Raw genomic sequence first — 19,605 nt, 5'->3', positions numbered from 1 at the left:
CCCGGATCCACCACCGCTCGCCCCCGTTCCGCGCCCACCGCTCCGTACCGTATGACCGGGCCACGATATCCAGGCGCCCGCCGGGCCGCGCGGGGCCTCCCGGAACAGCGGCCGAAGCCGTCCCCGGCGGACCGGTCCGGCCGGGACGTCACATTTCAACTCCCTGTGTCGTCAATCTTGTTGGATCGGTATGGCGACGCGCCTACCCTGAAGGTCCGTCTGAGGGGGTCGTATGAGCGCAGGCAGCGGCAGCGGACTCAGCCAAGGGAACGGAGCTCGGCCCGGACCGCCCGGCAAGGGCGAGAAGCTGGCCGACTGGGCGGACGGGCGGCTGGGGCTCTATCCGCTGGCCAAGGCCAACATCCGGAAGATCTTCCCGGACCACTGGTCGTTCATGTTCGGCGAGATCTGCCTCTACAGCTTCCTGATTATCATCCTGACCGGCATCTACCTCACCCTCTTCTTCGAGCCCAGCAGCGCGGAGGTCGTCTACAACGGGGTGTACACCCCGCTCAACGGCATCCGGATGACCCGTGCGTTCGAATCCACCCTCGACATCAGCTTCGAGGTGCGCGGCGGACTGCTGATCCGGCAGATCCACCACTGGGCGGCGCTCGTCTTCGTCGCGGCGATGCTCGTGCACATGATGCGGGTCTTCTTCACCGGGGCGTTCCGCAAACCGCGCGAGGTCAACTGGCTGTTCGGCTGGACGCTGCTGTTCCTCGGCCTGATCACCGGGCTGACCGGCTACTCGCTCCCCGACGACCTGCTCTCCGGCACCGGGCTGCGGTTCGCGCACGGGGCGATCCTGTCGGTGCCTGTGGTGGGCACGTACCTCGCGTTCTTCCTCTTCGGCGGGGAGTTCCCCGGGGACGACATCATCGCCCGGCTCTATCCGATCCACATCCTGCTGCTGCCGGGGATCATGCTGGGGCTGGTCGTCGCCCACCTGATCCTGGTCTTCTACCACAAGCACACCCAGTTCGCGGGGCCCGGCAGGACCGAGAAGAACGTCGTCGGCGCACCCTTCCTGCCCGTGTACGTGGCGAAGGCGGGCGGCTTCTTCTTCCTCGTCTTCGGCGTCCTCGCGGTCATCGCCGCGGCCTTCTCGATCAACCCGGTGTGGGCGATCGGCCCCTACCGGCCCGACCTGGTGTCCACTGGCGCCCAGCCCGACTGGTACCTCGGGTTCTCCGAGGGGCTGATCCGGGTGATGCCGAGCTGGGAGATCAACGCCTGGGGGCACACGCTCCAACTCGGCGTTTTCATCCCCTTCACGCTCTTCCCGCTGATCATGGCGGCCATCGCGGTCTACCCGTTCATCGAGGCGTGGGTGACCGGCGACAAACGCGAGCACCACCTCGCGCAGCGCCCGCGCAACGCGCCCACCAGGACCGGGCTCGGGGTCGCCTGGCTGACGCTGTACGCGGTACTGCTGATCGGCGGTGGCAACGACCTGTGGGCCACCCACTTCCACTTGTCGATCAACCTCATCACCTGGTTCGTGCGCATCGCGGCCTTCGTCGGACCGGTGCTCGCCTTCGTCATCACCCGGCGGGTCTGTCTGGGGCTCCAGCTGCGCGACAGCGAGAAGGCCCTGCACGGCAGGGAGAGCGGCACCATCAAACGGCTGCCGCACGGTGAGTACGTCGAGGTGCACACCCCGCTCTCGCAGGCCGAGCTGCACACCCTCACCTCGCACGAGCAGCCCGTGCCGTACGAGATCGGGGCCGAGGTCGACGCGAACGGGGTGCGGCGGCACATCCGGCGCACCGACCGGCTGCGGGCCAGGCTCGCCAAGGCGATGTACGGGCCGGGGACGCAGGTGCCGAAGCCGACGGTGGAGGAGTACCGGGCGCTGCACGGCGGAGGCTCGCACGGCGGAGGTTCGCACGAGGAGAGCGGCGAGCGCAGGCACTGAGTCGGCCGAGCCGTCCGAGCGGGCGGGGGCGGGGCGTCCCCCACGGGAGCGTCCCGCGCCCGCGCACCCTTCCCGCTGTTGTCATGCTCACGTAGCGTGGCTCGGGTTGTGTCCCGAGTGAACCAGTGAGCAGGGGGAGACAGTTGCTTTCCGCACGCGCACGAAGAACCCGCACCTTACTCGTCGGAGCGATACTCGCGGCGCTGCCCGCGGCGACGCTGGTACCGGCCGCCGCAGCGGCCGTACCCGCACCGCCGAAGGCAGCGCCCGCCGCTGCCAAGGCCGCGCCCGCAGCCGAGCACGCCGAGCACGCAGACCAGAAGCAGGATCTCCCGTACCCCGACGTCGACGTCCGGGGCTCAGCCCGCCGGGCCCCGACCGCCGCCCAGTTCGGCGCCGCGAAGGAGCTGGACCGGGCCGCCGTCCGCTGGGGCCGCTTCGGCTCGCCGCGCCTGGTCGCCCCGCGCGGGAAGGCGCCGCTCACCGGGGCAGACACCGCGTCCCCGCGCACCGTGGCACTGGACTACGTACGCGAGAACGCCGGTCTCTACGGGCTGACCGCCGCCGACATCAAGGGACTTGAGGTCACCAAGTCCTACCGCACCGCCCACAACGGGGTGGAGCACGTCTTCGTCGGACAGCGCGTGGCCGGCGCACTCGTCCACGGCGGGCAGCTCTCCGTCGCCGTGGACAAGCAGGGACGCATCGTCACCGCCGCCGGCAGCCTCGTCCCCGGCGTCAAGCCGGTCGGCGCCACCGCCGTGAACCGTACCGGCGCGCTCGACAAGGCCGCCGCGGCCGTCGGCACCAAGACCGTCCCCGCCGACGCACTCGCCGAGAGCGTCCTCTTCCCGCTCGCCGACGGCACCGCACGGGCCGCCTGGCGCATCTCGCTCACCGCCGCCAACGGGCACATCTACGAGAGCGTCATCGACGCCGCCGACGGCCGCGTCCTGCTGCGTACCGACCTCACCAGCAACGAGGGCCCCGAGGGCAAGGCCTTCACCGGGCAGAACGCCTCCGTCGGCAGCCAGCAGACCGTCCCCTTCAGCGGACTCGGCCGCTCCTGGGTCGAAGGCCGCACCACCACCGGCAACAACGCCGAGGTCTCCCAGAACCTCGACGGCAAGGAGACCCTCGGCTACCAGCCGCAGACGCCGCCCGCCGGGGACCCCGCGTACCAGCACTTCGACTACACCTTCACGGACGCCTTCCGCACCAGCAACGGCACCGACCTCACCACCGACCGGGACGCCGTCGTCACCCAGGCCTTCTACTACACCAACCGGATGCACGACTTCCTCTACGCCCTCGGCTTCGACGAGGCCTCCGGCAACTTCCAGGAGGACAACCTCGGCAAGGGCGGCAAGGGCGGCGACCGCGTCAAGGTGTACGTCGACTACAACGCCAGCGGCAGCAGCGCCTGCAACGCCAACTTCGGCACCCCGCCGGACGGCCAGAAGCCGACCATGCGAATGTTCGTCGGCCGCACCTCCTGCAACAACTTCAACACCCACCGCGCCATGAACGGCGACACCGTCGCCCACGAGTACAGCCACGGCCTCTCCCACCGCCTCGTCGGCGGCGGCAGCATGGGCAACGGCTCCCAGACCGGCGGCCTCGGCGAGGGCTGGGGCGACGCCATCGCCACCTCCATGTGGAGCGACCCGGTCTACGGCGAGTACAGCAACGGCAAGCCCACCGGCATCCGCCGCTACGCCTACAACAACAGCCCGCTCACCTACGCCAACCTCTGCGAGGGCGGCTGCCAGGTGCACCGCGACGGCGAGATCTGGGCCGCCACCATGTGGGACACCCGCTCCGCCCTGGTCGGCGTGCACGGGGAGGCCGGCGGCAAGCAGCGGCACGAGCAGCTGATCGTCGACGGCATGAAGATGACCCCGTCCAACCCCGACTTCCTCGACGCGCGCGACGGCATCCTCGCCGCCGACCGGGCCGACTACGGCGGCGCGAACCAGTGCGTGCTGTGGGGCGCCTTCGCCAAGCGGGGCATGGGCGCGAGCGCCACCTCCTCCGCGCAGGACCAGGCCACCCCGGCCACCGACCTCCCGGCGAGCTGCAGACCGACCGCCGACGCGGGCGGCCCGTACACCACCGAGGAGGGCACGGACGTTCAGCTGAACGCGGGCGGCAGCACCACCCCCGGCGGCGGCGCCGCCTACGCCTGGGACTTCGACGGCGACGGCGCCTACGACGACGCCACCGGACCGACCCCACTCTACGACCGGGTGGGCCAGGACGGCACCGCCACGGTCGGACTCCGGGTCTCCAACGCGGCCGGAGCCGCCACCGACACCGCGACCGTCACGGTCACCAACGTCGCGCCGAGCGTCTCCTTCGAGGTCCAGGGACCGCGCGAGGAAGGCGGCAAGCTCACCATCACCGGCAAGGTCACCGACCCCGGCTGGCTCGACAAACTCACCGCCACCGTCGACACCGGCGACGGCAAACCGGTGCCCCTGGAAGGCCAGTCGGAGAACGGACGCCCCGACGCCACCCTCACCTTCGCCAAGGAGGTCGTCCACGGGGACAACGGCACCTTCACCGTGAACCTCTGCGGCAGCGACGACGACGCCCAGGTGTGCAAGGCCACCGAGGTCTCCGTCAGCAACGTCGACCCCAAGGCCGCCATCGACAGGTCGGCGGCCGTCGACCTCGCCGGCGGAAAGACCCTCGTCGTCAAGGCGGGCGCCGAGAGCACCCTCTCCGCACGCGTCACCGACCCCGGCAGCGACGACGAGAAGCTGACCTGGACCTGGGGCGACAAGACCCCCGACACGGTGACGGACTCCCTGGTCAACCCGCCGGACCCGGACCCCGCCAAGAGCCCCACCGTCCAGCCGCGCGACCTCACCGACACCAAGAAGCACACCTACGCCAAGCCGTGCCTCTACGACCTCGGCCTCGGCGTACGCGACGACGACGGCGGCACCGCCAAGGACGGCGTCAAGGTCGTCGTCCAGGGCAACGCACACCTCTCCCTGCTCGCGGACCTCTGGTACGTCAAGTACCTGACCGGTGACCTCACCGGGCTCGGCAAGGAGCGCCTGGACTGCTACCTCAAGATCGTCCAGCACTCCAGCGCGGTCTTCGGCGGCGCCGGTGACCCGGTGGACATCTCCACCCAGGGCAAGGCGGCACACGCACTGTCCCTCACCCTCTTCAACGAGAAGCGCGCCCTGGACCGCCAACTCCTGGCCGCCTGGCTGAACTTCGCCCACGGTGCCTTCGACCCGGCCGAGAAGGTCGACACGGACGGCGACCTCAAGGCGGACACGCCGTTCCTGACGGCCCTTCAGAACGCGGAGAAGGTACGCCTCGACCCGGCCGCCACCGACAAGGACCTCGCCCGCCAGGCGAAGATCCTGCTCTGCGTCAACGTACCGTTGGTGTAATGACATCACGGGTACGACGTGCGGCCGCCGCCGCTCTCCTGGTGGGAGTGGCGGCGGCCGCGTGCGTCAACCCGGGTGAGGGGAAGGGGAGTTCGAGCCCGCCGGGGAGCGGGTCGAGTGGTTCGGTGAGTCGGACGCCCTCGCCGGGTCTCACCGAACCGGCGGAGCCCAGCAAGCCCCCGTCTCCGTCTCCGTCTCCTTCTCCGTCCCCCTCCTCCGCTCCCCGCGAGCTCACCGAGGCCGACTCCGGCCGCACCCTCACCCCGCGCGTGGGCGACACGGTGCGGCTGCGGCTCTCCGGCGAGTGGCGGTGGACCGCCCCGACCGCCGACGGAGTCACCACCGGAGGGCCGAGCCTGGTCCTCGTCCCCGTCGAGTACGAGTCGGACCCCGGCTACCGCGAGTGGGAGATCCGCGTGCTCCGGCCGGGCACGACGACCGTGCGCTCCACGGGGCAGCCGGGGCCGCGCGTGCTGGAGCTGACCTTCCGGGTGGCCCGGTGAAACCGTGGAGCCGGTAAACCCGTAACGCCCCGACCCGTACGAGAGCCACCCAAATTCTGCTTATGATGCGCGGGTGTTCGATTCGAGGCACATCAAGACCTTCCACGAAGTGGTCCGCACCGGAACCTATTCCGCCGCGGCGCGCTCGCTGGGCTACACCCAGCCCGCCATCACCCAGCAGATGAAGGCGCTCGAACGCGAGGTGGGCACTCCCCTCTTCACCCGCGCTGGCCGGGGACTGCGCCTCACCGAGGCCGGCGAGACCCTGTCCCGGCACGCGGCGGCCATTCTCGACACCATGACCACCGCCCAGCAGCAGATGAACGCGCTGACCAGGCTGCACACCGGGCGGGTGCGGGTCTGCGCGTTCCCCAGCGCCAACGCCACCCTCATACCGGAGACCATGGCCCGGCTGGCGGCCGGGCACCCCGGGGTGCGGGTCGAGCTGAGCGAGGAGGAGCCGCCCGAGTCGCTGCACCGCCTCGTCAGCGGCGAGTGCGACATCACCCTGGCCTTCACCTATCCCGGACTGCACGAGGACGTCCCCGAGGAAGTGGTGGAGATCCCGCTCCTGGAGGACCAGCTCCTCGTGCTGCTGCCGACCCGGCACCCGCTGACCAGGCGCCGCGCCGTCCGGCTCGCCGACCTGGCGGAGGAGCGGTGGATCGCGGGCTGTCTGCGCTGCCGCGTCAACTTCCTCCACGAGTGCGCGGAGCAGGGCTTCGCGCCGGACATCGCGTTCACCACCGACGACAACCTGGTCGTGCAGAGCCTGGTCGCCGAAGGGCTCGGCATCGCGATGATGCCCGGCCTCGTCCTCAACTTCCTGCGGCACGAGAAGGTGACCGGCCGGGCCCTGGCCCCCGCCTCCAAGCGGCAGGTCTCCGCGTACGTCCTGCGGGAACACCTGCGGATACCCGCCACCACACTCGTACTGGACGAGCTGAAGACGGTCGCCGCCAACAAGATCGGCTGCTGAAAGCAGGGCGGGCCGGACGCACCCGTTCCGCCCGCCGCCGCTCCCACCCATAAGCACGTTTTGGGGAACGGCGTAGAAATCGGCGTTGGACGTGATGGATCGGACGGCCGCACGCTGCCGGTATGACCACGACTTCGACCGCCTACACGCCCCCGCGTACGACCGCCCGCCTGGACGCCCTCGTCGCCTCGGTGCGCGAAGCCGTGGGCCGCGGCCTCCCGCCGGACCTCACCGCCTACCTCGTCGGCGAGCGCCTCGCCCCGTACCTCGGCACCGACGACCTGCTCACCGACGAACAGCGCGAGAGCGACCCCCACTGCTACCGGCAGCACCTCCTGCACGCCGAACACGACGGCAGCTTCTCGATCGTCGCACTCGTCTGGCTGCCCGGCCAGGAGACCTCCGTCCACGACCACGTCTCCTGGTGTACGACCGGGGTCCACCAGGGCGAGGAGCGGGAGCGCCGCTACCGCCTCGTCCCGGCCGGACACGGCGTCGAGGCACACCTCGTCGCGACCGAGGACGTCGTCAACCCGCTGGGCGCGGTCTGCGGGTTCGCCCCGCCCGGCGACATCCACAAGGTCTGGAACGCCTGCACCGACGTGGCGATATCCCTGCACGTCTACGGCGCCGACATATCCCGCATCGGCTCCAGCGTCCGCCGCGTCTACGCACTGCCGGCCGACCGCTGATGGCGCTCCTGCGGGAACGCCCGACCAGGCCGGCCACCCGCCCCGCCGCACCCCGCAAGCTGCCGGGCCTCGCCCTGGCGGCGGCCGGGGTCGCGGTCGCGTGGCTGATCCACCTGCTGGTGCCCGCCGTGCCGATGCTGACCGCCGCCGTGGTGCTGGGCATCGTCGTCGCGCACGTGCCCGCCGCCCGTCCCCTGGTACGGGGCGGAGCGCGGCCGGGACTGACCTTCGCGGCGAAGCGGCTGATGCGGGTCGGCGTCGTCCTGCTCGGGCTCAAGCTCAGCCTGGACGACGTACTGGGCATCGGCTGGGCGACCGTCCTCATGGTGCTCTGCGTGGTCGCCGCCACCTTCTTCGGGACCTGGTGGCTCGGCCGCAGAATGGGCCTGCCCGGCGACCAGCCCCTCCTCATCGCCACCGGCTACTCGATCTGCGGGGCGTCCGCGATCGGCGCCGTCAGCGAAGCCACCGACAGCGACGAACGCGACACCGCCACCTCGGTCGCGCTGGTCACCCTCTGCGGCACCCTCGCCATCGCCGTACTCCCGCTGCTGCACGGCCCGTTGGGGCTCACCGACGCCGAGTTCGGCCGCTGGGTCGGCGCGAGTGTCCACGACGTCGGCCAGGTGGTCGCCACCGCGCAGACCGCGGGCCCCGGCGCGCTCGGCGAAGCGGTGCTGGTCAAACTCATGCGCGTGGCACTGCTCGCACCGCTCGTCGCCGCGGTCGCCCTCTCGGTACGCCGACGGCGCAGGGCGGCCCCCGCGGAGGGCGGCGTCAAGGCCAAGCGCCCGCCGCTCGTCCCGCTGTTCGTGGTCGGCTTCCTCGCGATGGTCGCCCTGCGCAGCACCGGCTGGCTCCCCGGCACGGCCATCGACCTGGCCCAGCACGCCCAGGAACTCCTGCTGGCCGCAGCCCTCTTCGGGCTGGGCAGCGCCGTGCACCTGCCCACCCTGACCCGCACGGGCGGCCGCGTGGCCGGACTCGGACTCGCCTCCTGGGTGGTGGTGGCGGGCGTCTCCTACGGAGGCGTACTGCTGACCACGGGCTGACGCGGCCGGCGCGCCGGTCAGGAACGGCTCACCGACCTGGTGACGCCCGCGACGACCGTCGTCGCCAGCAGCCAGCCGGTGATGATCAGCAGGTAGCTCAGCCCCTGGTGCCAGCCGTCCGGTGCGAAGGCCTTCTCCTGTCCGAAGTCGATGATCGGCAGGAGGAGGTCCAGGGAGTAGAAGACCGGGCTGAAGCCGGGCGCCTCACCGGCCTTCAGCGGGCGCGGCGGGGTGAGCGCGTACGCCAGGGACGCGGCCAGCAGCAGTGACAGCAGCCAGACCGCCGCCCGCATCGGCCGGAACCCGTACCCCACGGTGACGTCCTGGAGGTGCCCCCAGATCCGCGCGTACCACGGCAGCGTCGTGCGGTGCCGGCGCAGCTTGGCGAGCTGCACGGTGCGGGCCGCCCGGTCGTCGCCGATCCTGCGGTACGCGGCCGTCAACTGCTCGTAGGAGTACGGGACGTAGCCGTCGCTCTCGCGGCCCAGTACCGGCAGCCGCCGCTCGGCGGGCTCGTGCGGGGCGAGCGCGGAGTAGCCGAGGCCGTCGAGGCGCACCCGGTCCGGCCAGGTTTCCGGCGCGATGTGCAGCAGGTCCAGCTGGGAGCGGCGGAGATTGACCTCGCCCTCGACCGGGGCCGCCTCCCGGAACCACAGCTCGCCGATCACGCAACTGCTGGCCCGCAGGGCCACACCGCCCGGGTTGGCCAGCCGGGCGTGGCTGAGGTTGAGCTGCCCCGGAATCCGCGCACCCCGCAGGTTCACCCGCCCCTCGGCACGCAACCGCATCGCGTGCACATCGGTGCCGACGGACAGGGTCTCCGCCGTCAGGGCGGTCCCGCCGGCGGGGGCACGCAGGTACGCGTCGTCGAGGAACACCGCGCCGGCCACGTTCGCGCCGTCGAACTGCACCGTCCCCTCGCTGTCCAGACCGACCGCCGACAGCACGTGGCCGAGTGAGGACTGCGTCATCTGGAGCAGCGGCTCCGGGGCCGCGCCGTCGTCGGCCCCGCTTGCCGGTGGACGTAGTTGTGCCCGGTCCAGGAACACGGCGCCCGCCGCATGGAGACCGTTGAGCTGGACCGTGCCCGTGACCCGGCAGTCGTTCATCCGCAGGGTGCCTTCGAGGCGGGCGGAGGACGCGTTCAGCCCGCCGTTGAGCACCGAGCCGCTCAGGTTGAGCTGGCGCAGGTGCGCACCACGGAAGTTGATCCGCTCCGCCACCCAGCACTCGGCGACGCGCAGCGCGCCGTCGATCCGGGTGTACCTCAGGTTCAGTTCGCCGGTGATCCGTGCGCCCCACAGGAACAGGGCCGGGGTCTGCCCGCCGTGCCCGTCCGTACCGCCGAGCAGCAGCGCCCGCAGGGCCGCGGCCCGCACCGTCCGTTCGGGACCCCAGGAGTGCCCGTCCGCCGGGTCGTCGTCGGGCGACTCGCGGAAGTCGATCAGCTTGCCCTGCGCGAAGGCCTCCCGGACCCGCCGCTCCGCCGCCGTCCAGTCGTCGATCTCCACCCGCGCGACTCTCGCCGCCCGCCGACGGAGTGTCAACCACTGCCCACGGCATGAGGATTGGCACGGCAAACGCACCCGCCGGGCCCTTCCCGGTGAATTCCCGGGGTTCCTGGCCGCGGTTCCCTCCGGAGGGCTAGGCTCGGAGCTCCGACATCTGCGAAGGGGATGGGATGAGCATGTCCCGGCCCAACGACCCGGCCCCCGGCCCGTTGTTGCTGGAGCGCGAGGCAGAACTGGCCGCGGCCGGCCGGGCGATAGGCGCGCTCTGCGAGGAACCCGCGCGCGGTGGGGTCCTCGTGTTCCGAGGGGTGGCCGGGAGCGGGAAGACCGCTCTGCTGGCCGAGGTGCAGCGGGTGGCCGGGGAGCGCGGGTGCGCGGTGTGGTCCGCGCGCGGCGGCGAGACGGTCACGTCCGTGCCCTTCCACGTCGTACGACACCTCCTCCAGCCCGCGCTGACCGTGACCGGCGAAGCCGACGCACGCGAGCTGCTCGGGGAGCGGTACGGAAGCGCGGGACCGGCGCTCGGGATCGCCCCGCCCAGTGACGTGAAGGCGGATCCGCAGGGTGTGCGGGACGGCCTCGACGTGCTGGTGAGCAAGCTGGCGCACGCGCACCGGCCGCTCGTGCTGGTGGTCGACGACGCGCAGTGGAGCGACCTGGAGACGCTGACCTGGCTCGCGCACTACGCCGAGCGCGGCGCCCGGCTGCCCGTGCTGATCGTCGTCGCGTACCGGACCGCGGAGACCGAGGGCGAGAGCGCCGCCCTGCTGCGGCGGCTCGGCGGGGCAGCCGCCGACGGCGCCGTGCGGCTGAGCGAGCTGACCCCCGACGCGACCGCCCAGCTCACCCGCGAGGAGCTCGGACAGCACGCGGACGACCCGTTCTGCCGCGAGGTGTGGGCCGTCACCGGCGGGAACCTCTACGAGACGGTCGAGCTGCTGGCCCGCGCCAAGGACGCGGAGCTCGACCCCGTCGAGGAGAGCGCCGGACGGCTGCGGCCCCTCATCGTGTCCGCACGCGCCCCGGGACTGGTGGAGCGCCTCATGGGCATGGGCACCACCACCGCCCACTTCGCCTTCGCCGCCAGCATCCTGGAGAGCGACATCTCCCTCGAACTGGCCGCACAGCTCGGGAACATCCCCGTCGACGACGCCGCCGAATGCGCCGAACGGCTGCGCGGCGCCCGCATCCTCACCGGTACCGAGCGCCTCGACTTCGTGCACCCGACCATCGCGCAGGCCGTCTACCGGGCGATCCCCAAGGGCCTCCGCACCGCCATGCACGGCTTCGCCGCCCGCCGCCTGACCCTCGCCGGACACGGTGCGGCAGCCGCCTCCCGCCACCTCCTCGAAGTACTTCCCGAGGGCGACGAGGAACTGGTCGAGCGGATGCGGGCCGCCGCCGAGGAGCACGCGGCCGTCGGCGCCCCGGACGCCGCCCGCCGCTGTCTGGAACGGGCTCTGCTGGAACCGCCGCTGCCCTCCCTGCTCTCCCAGGTGGAGTACGAACTCGCCAAGGTCATCCATCTCAGCGCCCCCGCCACCACCGCCCGCTACCTCAAGTCGGCCCTGGAGCGGCCGGGGCTCGACGAGGAACAGCAGGCCGACGCCGTCTTCCTGCTCTCCCAGGCCCTCACCCACAACAACCAGATCAGCGAGGCGGGCAGGATGGTCGCCGCGGCGGCGGCAGCAGCGCCCGCCGGACGCAACCGCATGCGGCTGCAGACCGTGCACTTCCTCTGGGAGGGCGTCCACGCCACCGAGCTCGACTGGGTCGGCCGCTCCCGGCGGCTCGCCGAGGCCGCCGAGCGGGTCACCGGACGCGACACCACCGAGCAGGCCCTGCTGATGCTCCGCGCCTTCGACGTGACCGCGACCGGAGACGACTGCCGACTGGCCGTCCAGGTCGGCGACCGCGCCCTGGTCAACGGCAGCCTGCCCGTCGGACTGTCCTGGACCGACACCACCTGGGGCTTCGAACCGCCCGCCCTGCTCGGCCTCAGCTATCTCTTCGCCGACCAGCTCGACCGCGCGGACGCCCTGTTCACCGAGGCCCGCGAAGCGTTCGCGGCAGCGGGCTGGAGCGGCGCCCACCTGGCCTTCGCGTACGCACTCACCGGCTACCTCCAACGCCGGCGCGGCAACCTGCTGCGGGCCGAGCGCGACCTGCGCGAGAGCGTGCGGCTCGCCGAGCGGGTGGGCCACAAGCTGCCCGTCCACTGGGACGCCGTCAGCATGCTCATCGACACCCTGCTCGCCCGGGGCCACGTCGAGGAGGCCCGCGACGTAGCCGATTCCTTCGGATTCCACACCCCCTACCCCGCCACGCTGGTCTTCCCGGACGCCGCTTCCGTACGCGGAAAACTCCTGCTCGCCCTCGGCCGCACCAAGGAGGCCGCCCTCGAACTGGAGGCGGCGGGAGAGGCGTTGACCTCGCAGGGACGGCACAACCCGGTGATCGCCCCGTGGTCCCTCGACCTGGCCCGCGCGGTCGCCGCCGACGACCCGGACCGGGCCGCGAGCCTGGCCGGGTACGCCCGCGAAAGAGCCGAGCGCATCGGCACGTACACGGCGATCGGCGAAGCCCTGCGCTGCGAGGCCGCCCTCACCGAGGGGCCGCGCGCCGCCGAGCTGCTGAAGCGCGCGGTGGACTGCCTCCAGGAGTCGCCCTGCGCGTACGAACACGCCGCCGCCCGCGTCGAATGGGGCATCGCCGCCCGCTCCCGCACCGAACTGGAGAAGGGCCGCAAGCTGGCGCTCGGCTGCCACGCCGACGGACTGGTGGAGACGGCCGACCGGGAACTGGAACGGCTGTGACCGGAGGCGGCGGGCGCGATCGTGCCCTCCGCCTCCGCTCCTCCTACTTCTCCAGCACCTTGTGCGCGTTCTCCGGCAGCCGGAAGAACACCGCCGACGACACCAGGCACAACGCCGCCACGTACCAGGCGAACAGCCCCGGGTTCCCGAGGTCCTTGAACAGCGTGCCCATGTACGGCGCCGTACCGCCGAACATCGCCACCGTCAGCGAGTACGGGAACCCGATGCCCGAGGCCCGCACCCTGGCCGGGAAGATCTCCGCGTTCACCGCCGCCGAGATGGAGGTGAACCCGGTCAGCAGCACCATGCCGCCGCACTGCACCAGCACCAGCGTCCCGAACGACACGCCCCCGTCCACGATCCCCAGCAGCGGCACGATCAGCACCGCGAACCCGATCCCCGAGAACAGCAGCAGCGGACGCCGCCCGATCCGGTCCGACAGCAGCCCGCCCAGCGGTTGCAGCACCGCGAAGAACGCCAGCGAGATCGTGCCCGCGAGCAGCGCGTCGGACTTCTCGAACCCCCCGTTCAGCTCGGCGTACGTCGGCAGGTACGACGTCCAGGTGTAGTAAGAGATGGTGCCGCCCGCCGTGATCCCGCAGATCAGCAACGACTGCCTCGGGTACTTCTTCAGCGCGTCGAACAGGCCGGGCCGCTCCGCCCGGTCCACCGGCGCATGCGTCTCGTGCGCCCCACGGCGAATCCAGAACCCCACCAGGCTCAGCAGCGCCCCCAGGACGAACGGAACGCGCCAGCCCCACCCGTCCATCTGTGTGTCGCTGAGGTTCGACACCAGCAGCGCCGCGATGCCCGAGGCCGCCAGCTGGCCCGCCGTCGTCGACACGTACTGGAAACTGGAGAACAGACCGCGCCTGCCCGGCCCCGCCGACTCCACCAGGAACGTCGTCGACGCCGCGAACTCGCCGCCCACGGACAGGCCTTGGAGCAGTCGCGCCACCACCAGCACGATCGGCGCGAGGATCCCCGCCGACGCGTACGTCGGGGTGAGCCCGACCAGCAGACTGCTGCCGCCCATCAGCAGGATCGTCACGGTCAGCGCCGCCCGCCGCCCGTGCCGGTCCGCGACCGCGCCGAGCACCAGACCGCCGACCGGCCGCATGAAGAAGCCGACGGCGAAGACCGCGAAGGTGGACAGCAGCGGCACCAGCGAGTTGCCGGAGCTCTTGGGGAAGACCTGGGTGGCGATGAAGGTCGCGAGGAAGGTGTAGGCGTACCAATCAAACCATTCAACCGCGTTGCCCACGGAGGCCGCGAGCAGCTGGCGTACGGGCCGGCGGGCGCCGGAATCGGGGGGCTTGGGGAGTCCAGGGGGAGTGCTGGAGGTCGCGGGCGCGGGCGTCTCTGTCATGGTCCGGACGATTGCCGAGATGTGGATCAGGCACAAGGGGCCTCTGTGAAGGCTGCGTTAAGGAGTGCCCTGGTGTACGGGTGACGCGGAGCGGAGAAGAGGGTGGTGGCCTGCGCCTCCTCCACCACCTCGGCGTCCTTCATCACCAGGACGCGGTCGCTGATCCGGCGTACCACCGACAGGTCGTGGGAGATGAACAGCAGCGCCAGGCCCAGGCGTTGCTGGAGCGAGTCCAGCAGATCGAGGATCTGCCTGCGGATCGACGCGTCCAGTGCCGACACCGCCTCGTCGCACACCAGCAGGCGCGAGCCCGGTGCCAGGGCGCGGGCGATGGCGACGCGCTGCCGCTGCCCGCCGGAGAGCTGGTGGGAGCGGCGCGTCAGGTGTTCCGGGCCGAGGCCGACCAGTTCGAGCAGCTCGCGGGTGCGGCGTTCGCGGTTCTCGCGGCCCTGCCGGGGGAGAGCGCGGGGAAGCGCCTCGCCGAGGATGCGGGCGACGGTCCAGCGCGGGTCGAAGGAGCCGTGCGGGTCCTGGTGGATGAGCTGGATCCGGTCCCGGAGCGGGCGCCGGTGCCGTTCGGGGAGTACGGACCAGGGCCCGCCGTCGAGGCGGACCTCGCCCGCGTCCGGCCGCAGCAGTCCGAGGGCGAGCCGTGCCACGGTGCTCTTGCCGGAGCCCGACTCGCCGACCAGGGCGACCGTCTCGCCCGCCCGCACCTCGAAGGTCACCTCCCGGCAGGCGGTGCGGCTCCCGTACGCCTTGGTGAGGCCCGCCACGGAGAGGACGGGGGCGCCGGTCTTCGGGGCGCGGGCGACGGGGGAAAGGCGCGAGGCCTCCAACAGGGCTCGGGTGTACGGGTGTTGGGGCGAGGTGAGCAGTTCGGTGGTGGGGGCGGTCTCCACCACCTCGCCGCCGCGCAGTACGGCGGTGCGGTCCGCGACGCGGGCGACCACCGTCAGGTCGTGGGTGATCAGCAGCAGCCCGGTGCCGGACCGCTTGGCCTCGGCGAGCAGGTCCAGGATCTGCGCCTGGACCGTCACGTCCAGCGCGGTGGTCGGCTCGTCGGCGATCAACAGGGCCGGGGAGGCGGCCAGTGCGGAGGCGATGAGCGCGCGCTGCCGCAGCCCGCCGGACAGTTCGTGCGGGTACTGGGCGGCGCGCGCCTCGGGGTCGGGGATGCCGACCTTGCCCAGGAGTTCCACGACGCGTGCGCCCCGCTCGGATTTCGGAGCCGTACGGTGCAGCCGCATCGGCTCCGCGACCTCCGTGCCGACCCGGCGCAGCGGGTCCAGGGAGCCCAGGGCGTCCTGCGCGACGAGGGCGACCGTACGGCCCCGCACCGTACGCCAGTCGCGGGCGGTGAAGGCGGTCGCGTCACGGCCGTCGAGCCGCAGCGTGCCGGCGGAGGTGCGTGCGCCGGGGCCCGCCAGGCCGAGCAGGGCGCGTGCCACGGTGCTCTTGCCCGAGCCGGACTCGCCCACCAGGGCCAGGCATTCGCCGGGAGCCACGGACAGCGACACCCCGCGCACGGCGTGCAGAGAGCCGAAGCGGACGTGCAGGTCCTCGACCGCGAGGAGGGGCGCCGCGGGCCGCGACTCCGCGAGCGGGGAGCCCTCGGGGCCGGCCCGCCGCTCGGCCGCCTCCGCCGTCCCGGTCGGTGCTTGTGTCACAGCCGTACCTCCTTGGTCTTCCTGCCGCCCGATGTGTTCTCGTACGACGCCCCGGAGCGGTTGCGCAGCCGGTGGCCCAGCACCGTCACCGAGAGCACCACCGCAGCGATCGCCAGTCCCGGGAAGGTGGCCGTCCACCACGCCGTCGCCAGGAACTCCCGGCCGTCCGCGAGCATCGCCCCCCACTCGGCGGCCGGCGGCGGCGCGCCGAGCCCCAGGAAGCTGAGCGCCGACCCGGAGACGACGGCCGTGCCGGTGCCGATGGAGGCCAGCACGAGGAGCGGGCCCAGTACGTTCGGCAGCACGTGCCGCAGGACGATCAGCGGGCGCGGCACCCCGAGCACCGCCGCCGCCTCCACGTACCCGGAGCGGATCGCGAGGAGCGCCTGACCGCGTACGAGACGGGCGTACGTGGGCAGCGCCGCGACCCCGATGGCGACCAGCACGTTCGCCGTGCCGGAGCCGACCACCGTGACCACCAGCAGCGCGAGCAGCAACTCCGGGAACGCGAGCAGGACGTCGAGCACTCGCATCAGCACCCGGTCCGCCCAGCGCGGCCCGGTCGCGGCCAGCAGCCCGACGAGGATGCCCGCCACCGCCGCGAAGAGGGTCGCGCCGAGCCCGATGACCAGCGAGGGCCTGGCCCCGTGCACCAGCCGGGCGAGCACGTCCCGGCCCAGCTCGTCGGTGCCCAACAGGTGTGCCGTGGAAGGGGGTTGGAGTGCGGCGAGTACGTCCGTGTCCTGCGGTCCCTGCGACACCAGCAGCCCGGGGAAGAGGGCCGCCACCGCCAGGAGGGCCAGGACGGCGGCGGGCAGCACGGTGCCGAAGGATCGCCCCCTGGCGTCCGTACGCTCGCCATGTCCGCTCCGTCCGCCGTCCCGTCCGTCCCGTCCGCCGCCGAAGACCTGCGCGACCGCGCTCACACTCCCGCCCCTTCCGCCCGCAGCCGCGGATCGATCACCAGATACGCCAGGTCCACCAGCAGGTTGACCACCACGAACGCCGCCGCCGACAGCAGCACCAGAGCCGTCACCACCGGAATGTCCTTCGAGGTCACCGCCGTCACCAGGACCCGTCCGAGCCCCGGCCGCGCGAACACCGTCTCGGTGAGCACCGCCCCGCCGAGCAGACTCCCCACCACCCACCCCGAGAGCGTCGCCACCGGGAGCGCCGCATGCCGCAGCGTGTGCCGCAGCAGTACGTCCTTCTCGGTGGCGCCGCGCGCCCGAGCGGTCAGCGCGAACGGGGTGCCCAGCGCCGTGTCCAGCTCCTGGCGCACCACCCGGGCCAGCACCCCGCCGATCGGCAGCGCGAGGGTCAGCGCGGGCAGCACCAGCGCGGCCGGACCCTCGCCACCGGCCGCCGGGAGGAGCTGGAAGCGGTACGCGAGGAACGTCAGCCCCAGGATGCCCAGCCAGTACGACGGCAGCGACACGGCGAGCAGCTCGAAGACGGAGGCGACCGACCGCGCCACCCGCCCCCGTCCGGCGGTCGCCAGCGCCGCCACGAAAGCGATCAGCAAGGACAACACCGAAGCGACGAGGGCCAGTTCGACGGTCGGCCCGATCTGGTCGGCCAGCACGTCGGCGACCGGCATCCCCAGCTGGTACGAGGTGCCCAGGTCGCCGGAGAGCAGCGCGGCGAGCTGCCGCAGGTACTGCACCGGCCACGGGTCGTCGAGCCCGTAGTCCGCACCGATCCGTGCCCGCAGCTCGGGCGTCGCCGCCACCCCGGGCCCCAGCACGGTGTCCACCACGTCGCCCGGCACCAGGTGCAGCGCGACGAAGGCCAGCGAAGCCGCACCCCACAGCACCAGCACCCCGGCACCCAGCCGCCGCCCCGCGATCCGCAGCGGCGCGGGCACCCGTGCGCCCTCCTTCGCAAGCACCTGCGCACCTTCCTTCGCAAGCACCCGCGCACCCTCCCTCGCAAGCACCTGCGCACCCTCCTTCCCGGCCATCAGCGCGCGCCGTCCACCCACGCGTCGTGGAACAGCGGCCACGCCGACGCGTCGAACGTCACCCCGTGCACCCGGCCCCGCACCCCGAGCTGCCGGGTCGAGACGAAGGCGGGCAGCGCGTACCCCTCGGCGACGATCCGCTCCTGCACCTTCCCGTACAGCAAATCCCTTTGCTTGCCGTCCAGTTCGGAGGTCGCCGCGTCCAGCCAGCCGTCGATACGAGGATCGTGCAGCCTCGACCCGTTGGCCCCGCCGTCGGCCAGCTGGCTCCTGGAGTGGAAGACGGTGCGCAGCAGGTCCGGGTCGGAGCCGCCCCAGGCGTACGCGATGAGGTCGTAGTCGCCCCGGTCGCGGACCGGGGTGTAGCTGCCCGCGTCCAGCGGCTTGAGGACCAGCTCGATGCCGACCTTCTTCAGCGCGTCCTGCACGGCCGTGTCGTACGTCTTGCGCTCGGCCTTGGTGTACGCGGGCACGTACAGCAGGGTCAGCGAGAACCGCTTCCCGTCCTTGGTGCGGTACCCGTCGGCGTCGCGGCTCCGCCAGCCCAGACCGTCCAGGAGTGCGTTCGCCTTCGCCGGGTCGTACCCCCAGCTCTTCTCGACTCCCTTGCTGTAGCCGGGGGTTGACGGGCTGAGCGGTCCCCAGGCGCGCCGGTACTGGCCGGAGAAGACCGCCTTGGTGATGGCCTCGGTGTCCACCGCGTGCCGCACGGCGAGCCTGGCCTCGCGCCGGTCGAAGGGGGCGCGGGTGGTGTTGAGGAAGTACGAGTAGACGATGCCGGGCGAGTCGTGGCTCTGCACCGTCAGCCCCGGCTGGGACTTGAGGGCGGTGATGCGGTGGGCGGGCAGCGCGTCGGCGATGTCGGCCTGGCCGGAGGTGGCGGCGCCTACCCGGGTGGCGTTCTCCGGCAGGAAGCTGACGACCAGCCGCTCGACATGGGCCGGGCCCTTGTTCCTGGCGGAGGCGGGCGGCCAGGCGTACGCCGTGTTGCGGGTGAAGGTGAGCTTCTGGCCCTTCACCCGCGAGGTGAAGGTGAAGGGCCCTGTGCCCACGCTCGCCGCCCCGCCCGCCGACAGCTCCGCCGCCCGCTCGCGCAGCGCCTTGGGGGAGTGGAAACCGAGATAGGTGGTCGAGACGGCGTGCAGGAAGGGCGCGTACGGCCGCTTCAGGTGCACCACCGCGAGGTGCGGGCCCTTGACCTCGGTGCGGTCGTAGGGGCCGATGAGGGTGGCGGCGTACTGGGACTTGGTGGCCGGCGCGACGATGTGGTCGAAGTTCGCCCGTACCGCCTCGGCGTCGAAGGGGGTGCCGTCACTGAACCGCACGTCCTCGCGCAGGGTGAAGGTGTACGCCCGGCCGTCCTTCGACACCTCCCACTTCTTCGCCAGCCACGGCTCGAAGGTGCCGTCGTCGCGCTGCGCCACCAGCGAGTCGAAGACGTTGCGCATCAGGACGCCCACGATGTCGGCGGGGGAGACGTGCGGGTCGAAGACGTCCGGCTCCACGTCGGTCGCGAAGGTCAGCGTGCCGCCGTCCCTGGGAACCGAGGAGCCCGAACCCGCAGTGCCGCTACCGCTGGTGGAGCAGGCGGTGAGACCGGCGGCGGCTGCCGCGCCTGCGGTGAGGTAGAGGAAGGATCTGCGGGTGGGCACGGGACGGGCTCCGTTCGGGAGTGCGCGGAAGGTGCGGAGGTGTGGGCGGCGGTGGGGGCGG

The 19,605-nt window shown here is 72.2% G+C and carries 13 protein-coding genes; 7 read left to right on the top strand and 6 right to left on the bottom strand.

The features are described 5' to 3' along the window. Positions 1-232: 232 nt before the first annotated feature. From qcrB to ACZ5PB_RS01140, 6 genes are all read left to right on the top strand, one after another. Positions 233-1,921, top strand: coding sequence for a cytochrome bc1 complex cytochrome b subunit (gene qcrB / locus ACZ5PB_RS01165; RefSeq protein ID WP_468686698.1), 1,689 nt, complete (start codon positions 233-235; stop codon positions 1,919-1,921). Positions 1,922-2,064: 143 nt separating this feature from the next. Beyond that, on the top strand, positions 2,065-5,337 hold the full coding sequence (locus ACZ5PB_RS01160) for a M36 family metallopeptidase (protein ID WP_468686696.1): 3,273 nt from the start codon (positions 2,065-2,067) through the stop codon (positions 5,335-5,337). Between the two features lie 125 nt (positions 5,338-5,462). Then, a complete protein-coding gene (locus tag ACZ5PB_RS01155) occupies positions 5,463-5,840 on the top strand; it encodes a hypothetical protein (protein WP_468686693.1) in 378 nt (125 codons plus the stop codon). A gap of 73 nt (positions 5,841-5,913) precedes the next feature. After that, positions 5,914-6,819 carry a LysR family transcriptional regulator gene (locus tag ACZ5PB_RS01150; RefSeq protein WP_468686692.1) on the top strand — a complete coding sequence of 302 codons (906 nt, stop codon included), beginning with the start codon at positions 5,914-5,916 and terminating at the stop codon, positions 6,817-6,819. Positions 6,820-6,941: 122 nt separating this feature from the next. Then, positions 6,942-7,511: a cysteine dioxygenase family protein gene (locus ACZ5PB_RS01145; RefSeq protein ID WP_468686691.1), complete on the top strand. Its 570-nt coding sequence runs from the start codon at positions 6,942-6,944 to the stop codon at positions 7,509-7,511. Beyond that, a complete protein-coding gene (locus ACZ5PB_RS01140) occupies positions 7,511-8,563 on the top strand; it encodes a YeiH family protein (RefSeq protein ID WP_468686689.1) in 1,053 nt (350 codons plus the stop codon). The genes ACZ5PB_RS01145 and ACZ5PB_RS01140 overlap by 1 nt, the downstream gene beginning before the upstream one ends. Before the next feature lie 17 nt (positions 8,564-8,580). On the opposite strand, the gene ACZ5PB_RS01135 is transcribed toward ACZ5PB_RS01140, so the two are convergent. Then, positions 8,581-10,074 carry a membrane-associated oxidoreductase gene (locus ACZ5PB_RS01135; protein WP_468686688.1) on the bottom strand — a complete coding sequence of 498 codons (1,494 nt, stop codon included), beginning with the start codon at positions 10,072-10,074 and terminating at the stop codon, positions 8,581-8,583. A 170-nt stretch (positions 10,075-10,244) separates the two neighbouring features. On the opposite strand from ACZ5PB_RS01135, the gene ACZ5PB_RS01130 reads away from it, so the two are divergent. Continuing rightward, positions 10,245-12,890, top strand: coding sequence for an ATP-binding protein (locus ACZ5PB_RS01130; RefSeq protein ID WP_468686687.1), 2,646 nt, complete (start codon positions 10,245-10,247; stop codon positions 12,888-12,890). Positions 12,891-12,933: 43 nt separating this feature from the next. On the opposite strand, the gene ACZ5PB_RS01125 is transcribed toward ACZ5PB_RS01130, so the two are convergent. From ACZ5PB_RS01125 to ACZ5PB_RS01105, 5 genes are all read right to left on the bottom strand, one after another. Further along, on the bottom strand, positions 12,934-14,259 hold the full coding sequence (locus tag ACZ5PB_RS01125; protein ID WP_468686685.1) for an MFS transporter: 1,326 nt from the start codon (positions 14,257-14,259) through the stop codon (positions 12,934-12,936). A 26-nt stretch (positions 14,260-14,285) separates the two neighbouring features. After that, positions 14,286-15,929: a dipeptide ABC transporter ATP-binding protein gene (locus ACZ5PB_RS01120; RefSeq protein ID WP_468686684.1), complete on the bottom strand. Its 1,644-nt coding sequence runs from the start codon at positions 15,927-15,929 to the stop codon at positions 14,286-14,288. Further along, entirely contained in the window at positions 15,926-16,855 is a 930-nt protein-coding gene (locus ACZ5PB_RS01115; RefSeq protein ID WP_468686681.1) for an ABC transporter permease, read from the bottom strand. Before ACZ5PB_RS01115 ends, ACZ5PB_RS01120 begins: the two co-directional genes overlap by 4 nt. Next, on the bottom strand, positions 16,852-17,820 hold the full coding sequence (locus tag ACZ5PB_RS01110) for an ABC transporter permease (RefSeq protein WP_468686680.1): 969 nt from the start codon (positions 17,818-17,820) through the stop codon (positions 16,852-16,854). The genes ACZ5PB_RS01115 and ACZ5PB_RS01110 overlap by 4 nt, the downstream gene beginning before the upstream one ends. 71 nt (positions 17,821-17,891) lie before the next feature. Further along, positions 17,892-19,544 carry an ABC transporter substrate-binding protein gene (locus ACZ5PB_RS01105; protein WP_468686678.1) on the bottom strand — a complete coding sequence of 551 codons (1,653 nt, stop codon included), beginning with the start codon at positions 19,542-19,544 and terminating at the stop codon, positions 17,892-17,894. Between the last annotated feature and the right edge of the window lie 61 nt (positions 19,545-19,605).

The sequence above is a fragment of the Streptomyces sp. NPDC032721 genome (assembly GCF_055579625.1).
The sequence above is the reverse complement of the archived record's forward strand: the minus strand, read 5'-3'. Positions and strand labels throughout refer to the sequence as shown.

Excerpts from the sequence above, each read along its gene's own strand:
- ACZ5PB_RS01125 (WP_468686685.1), bottom strand. The coding sequence starts at position 14,259 with ATGACAGAGACGCCCGCGCCCGCGACCTCCAGCACTCCCCCTGGACTC.
- qcrB (WP_468686698.1), top strand. The coding sequence starts at position 233 with ATGAGCGCAGGCAGCGGCAGCGGACTCAGCCAAGGGAACGGAGCTCGG.
- ACZ5PB_RS01145 (WP_468686691.1), top strand. The coding sequence starts at position 6,942 with ATGACCACGACTTCGACCGCCTACACGCCCCCGCGTACGACCGCCCGC.
- ACZ5PB_RS01130 (WP_468686687.1), top strand. The coding sequence starts at position 10,245 with ATGAGCATGTCCCGGCCCAACGACCCGGCCCCCGGCCCGTTGTTGCTG.
- ACZ5PB_RS01140 (WP_468686689.1), top strand. The coding sequence starts at position 7,511 with ATGGCGCTCCTGCGGGAACGCCCGACCAGGCCGGCCACCCGCCCCGCC.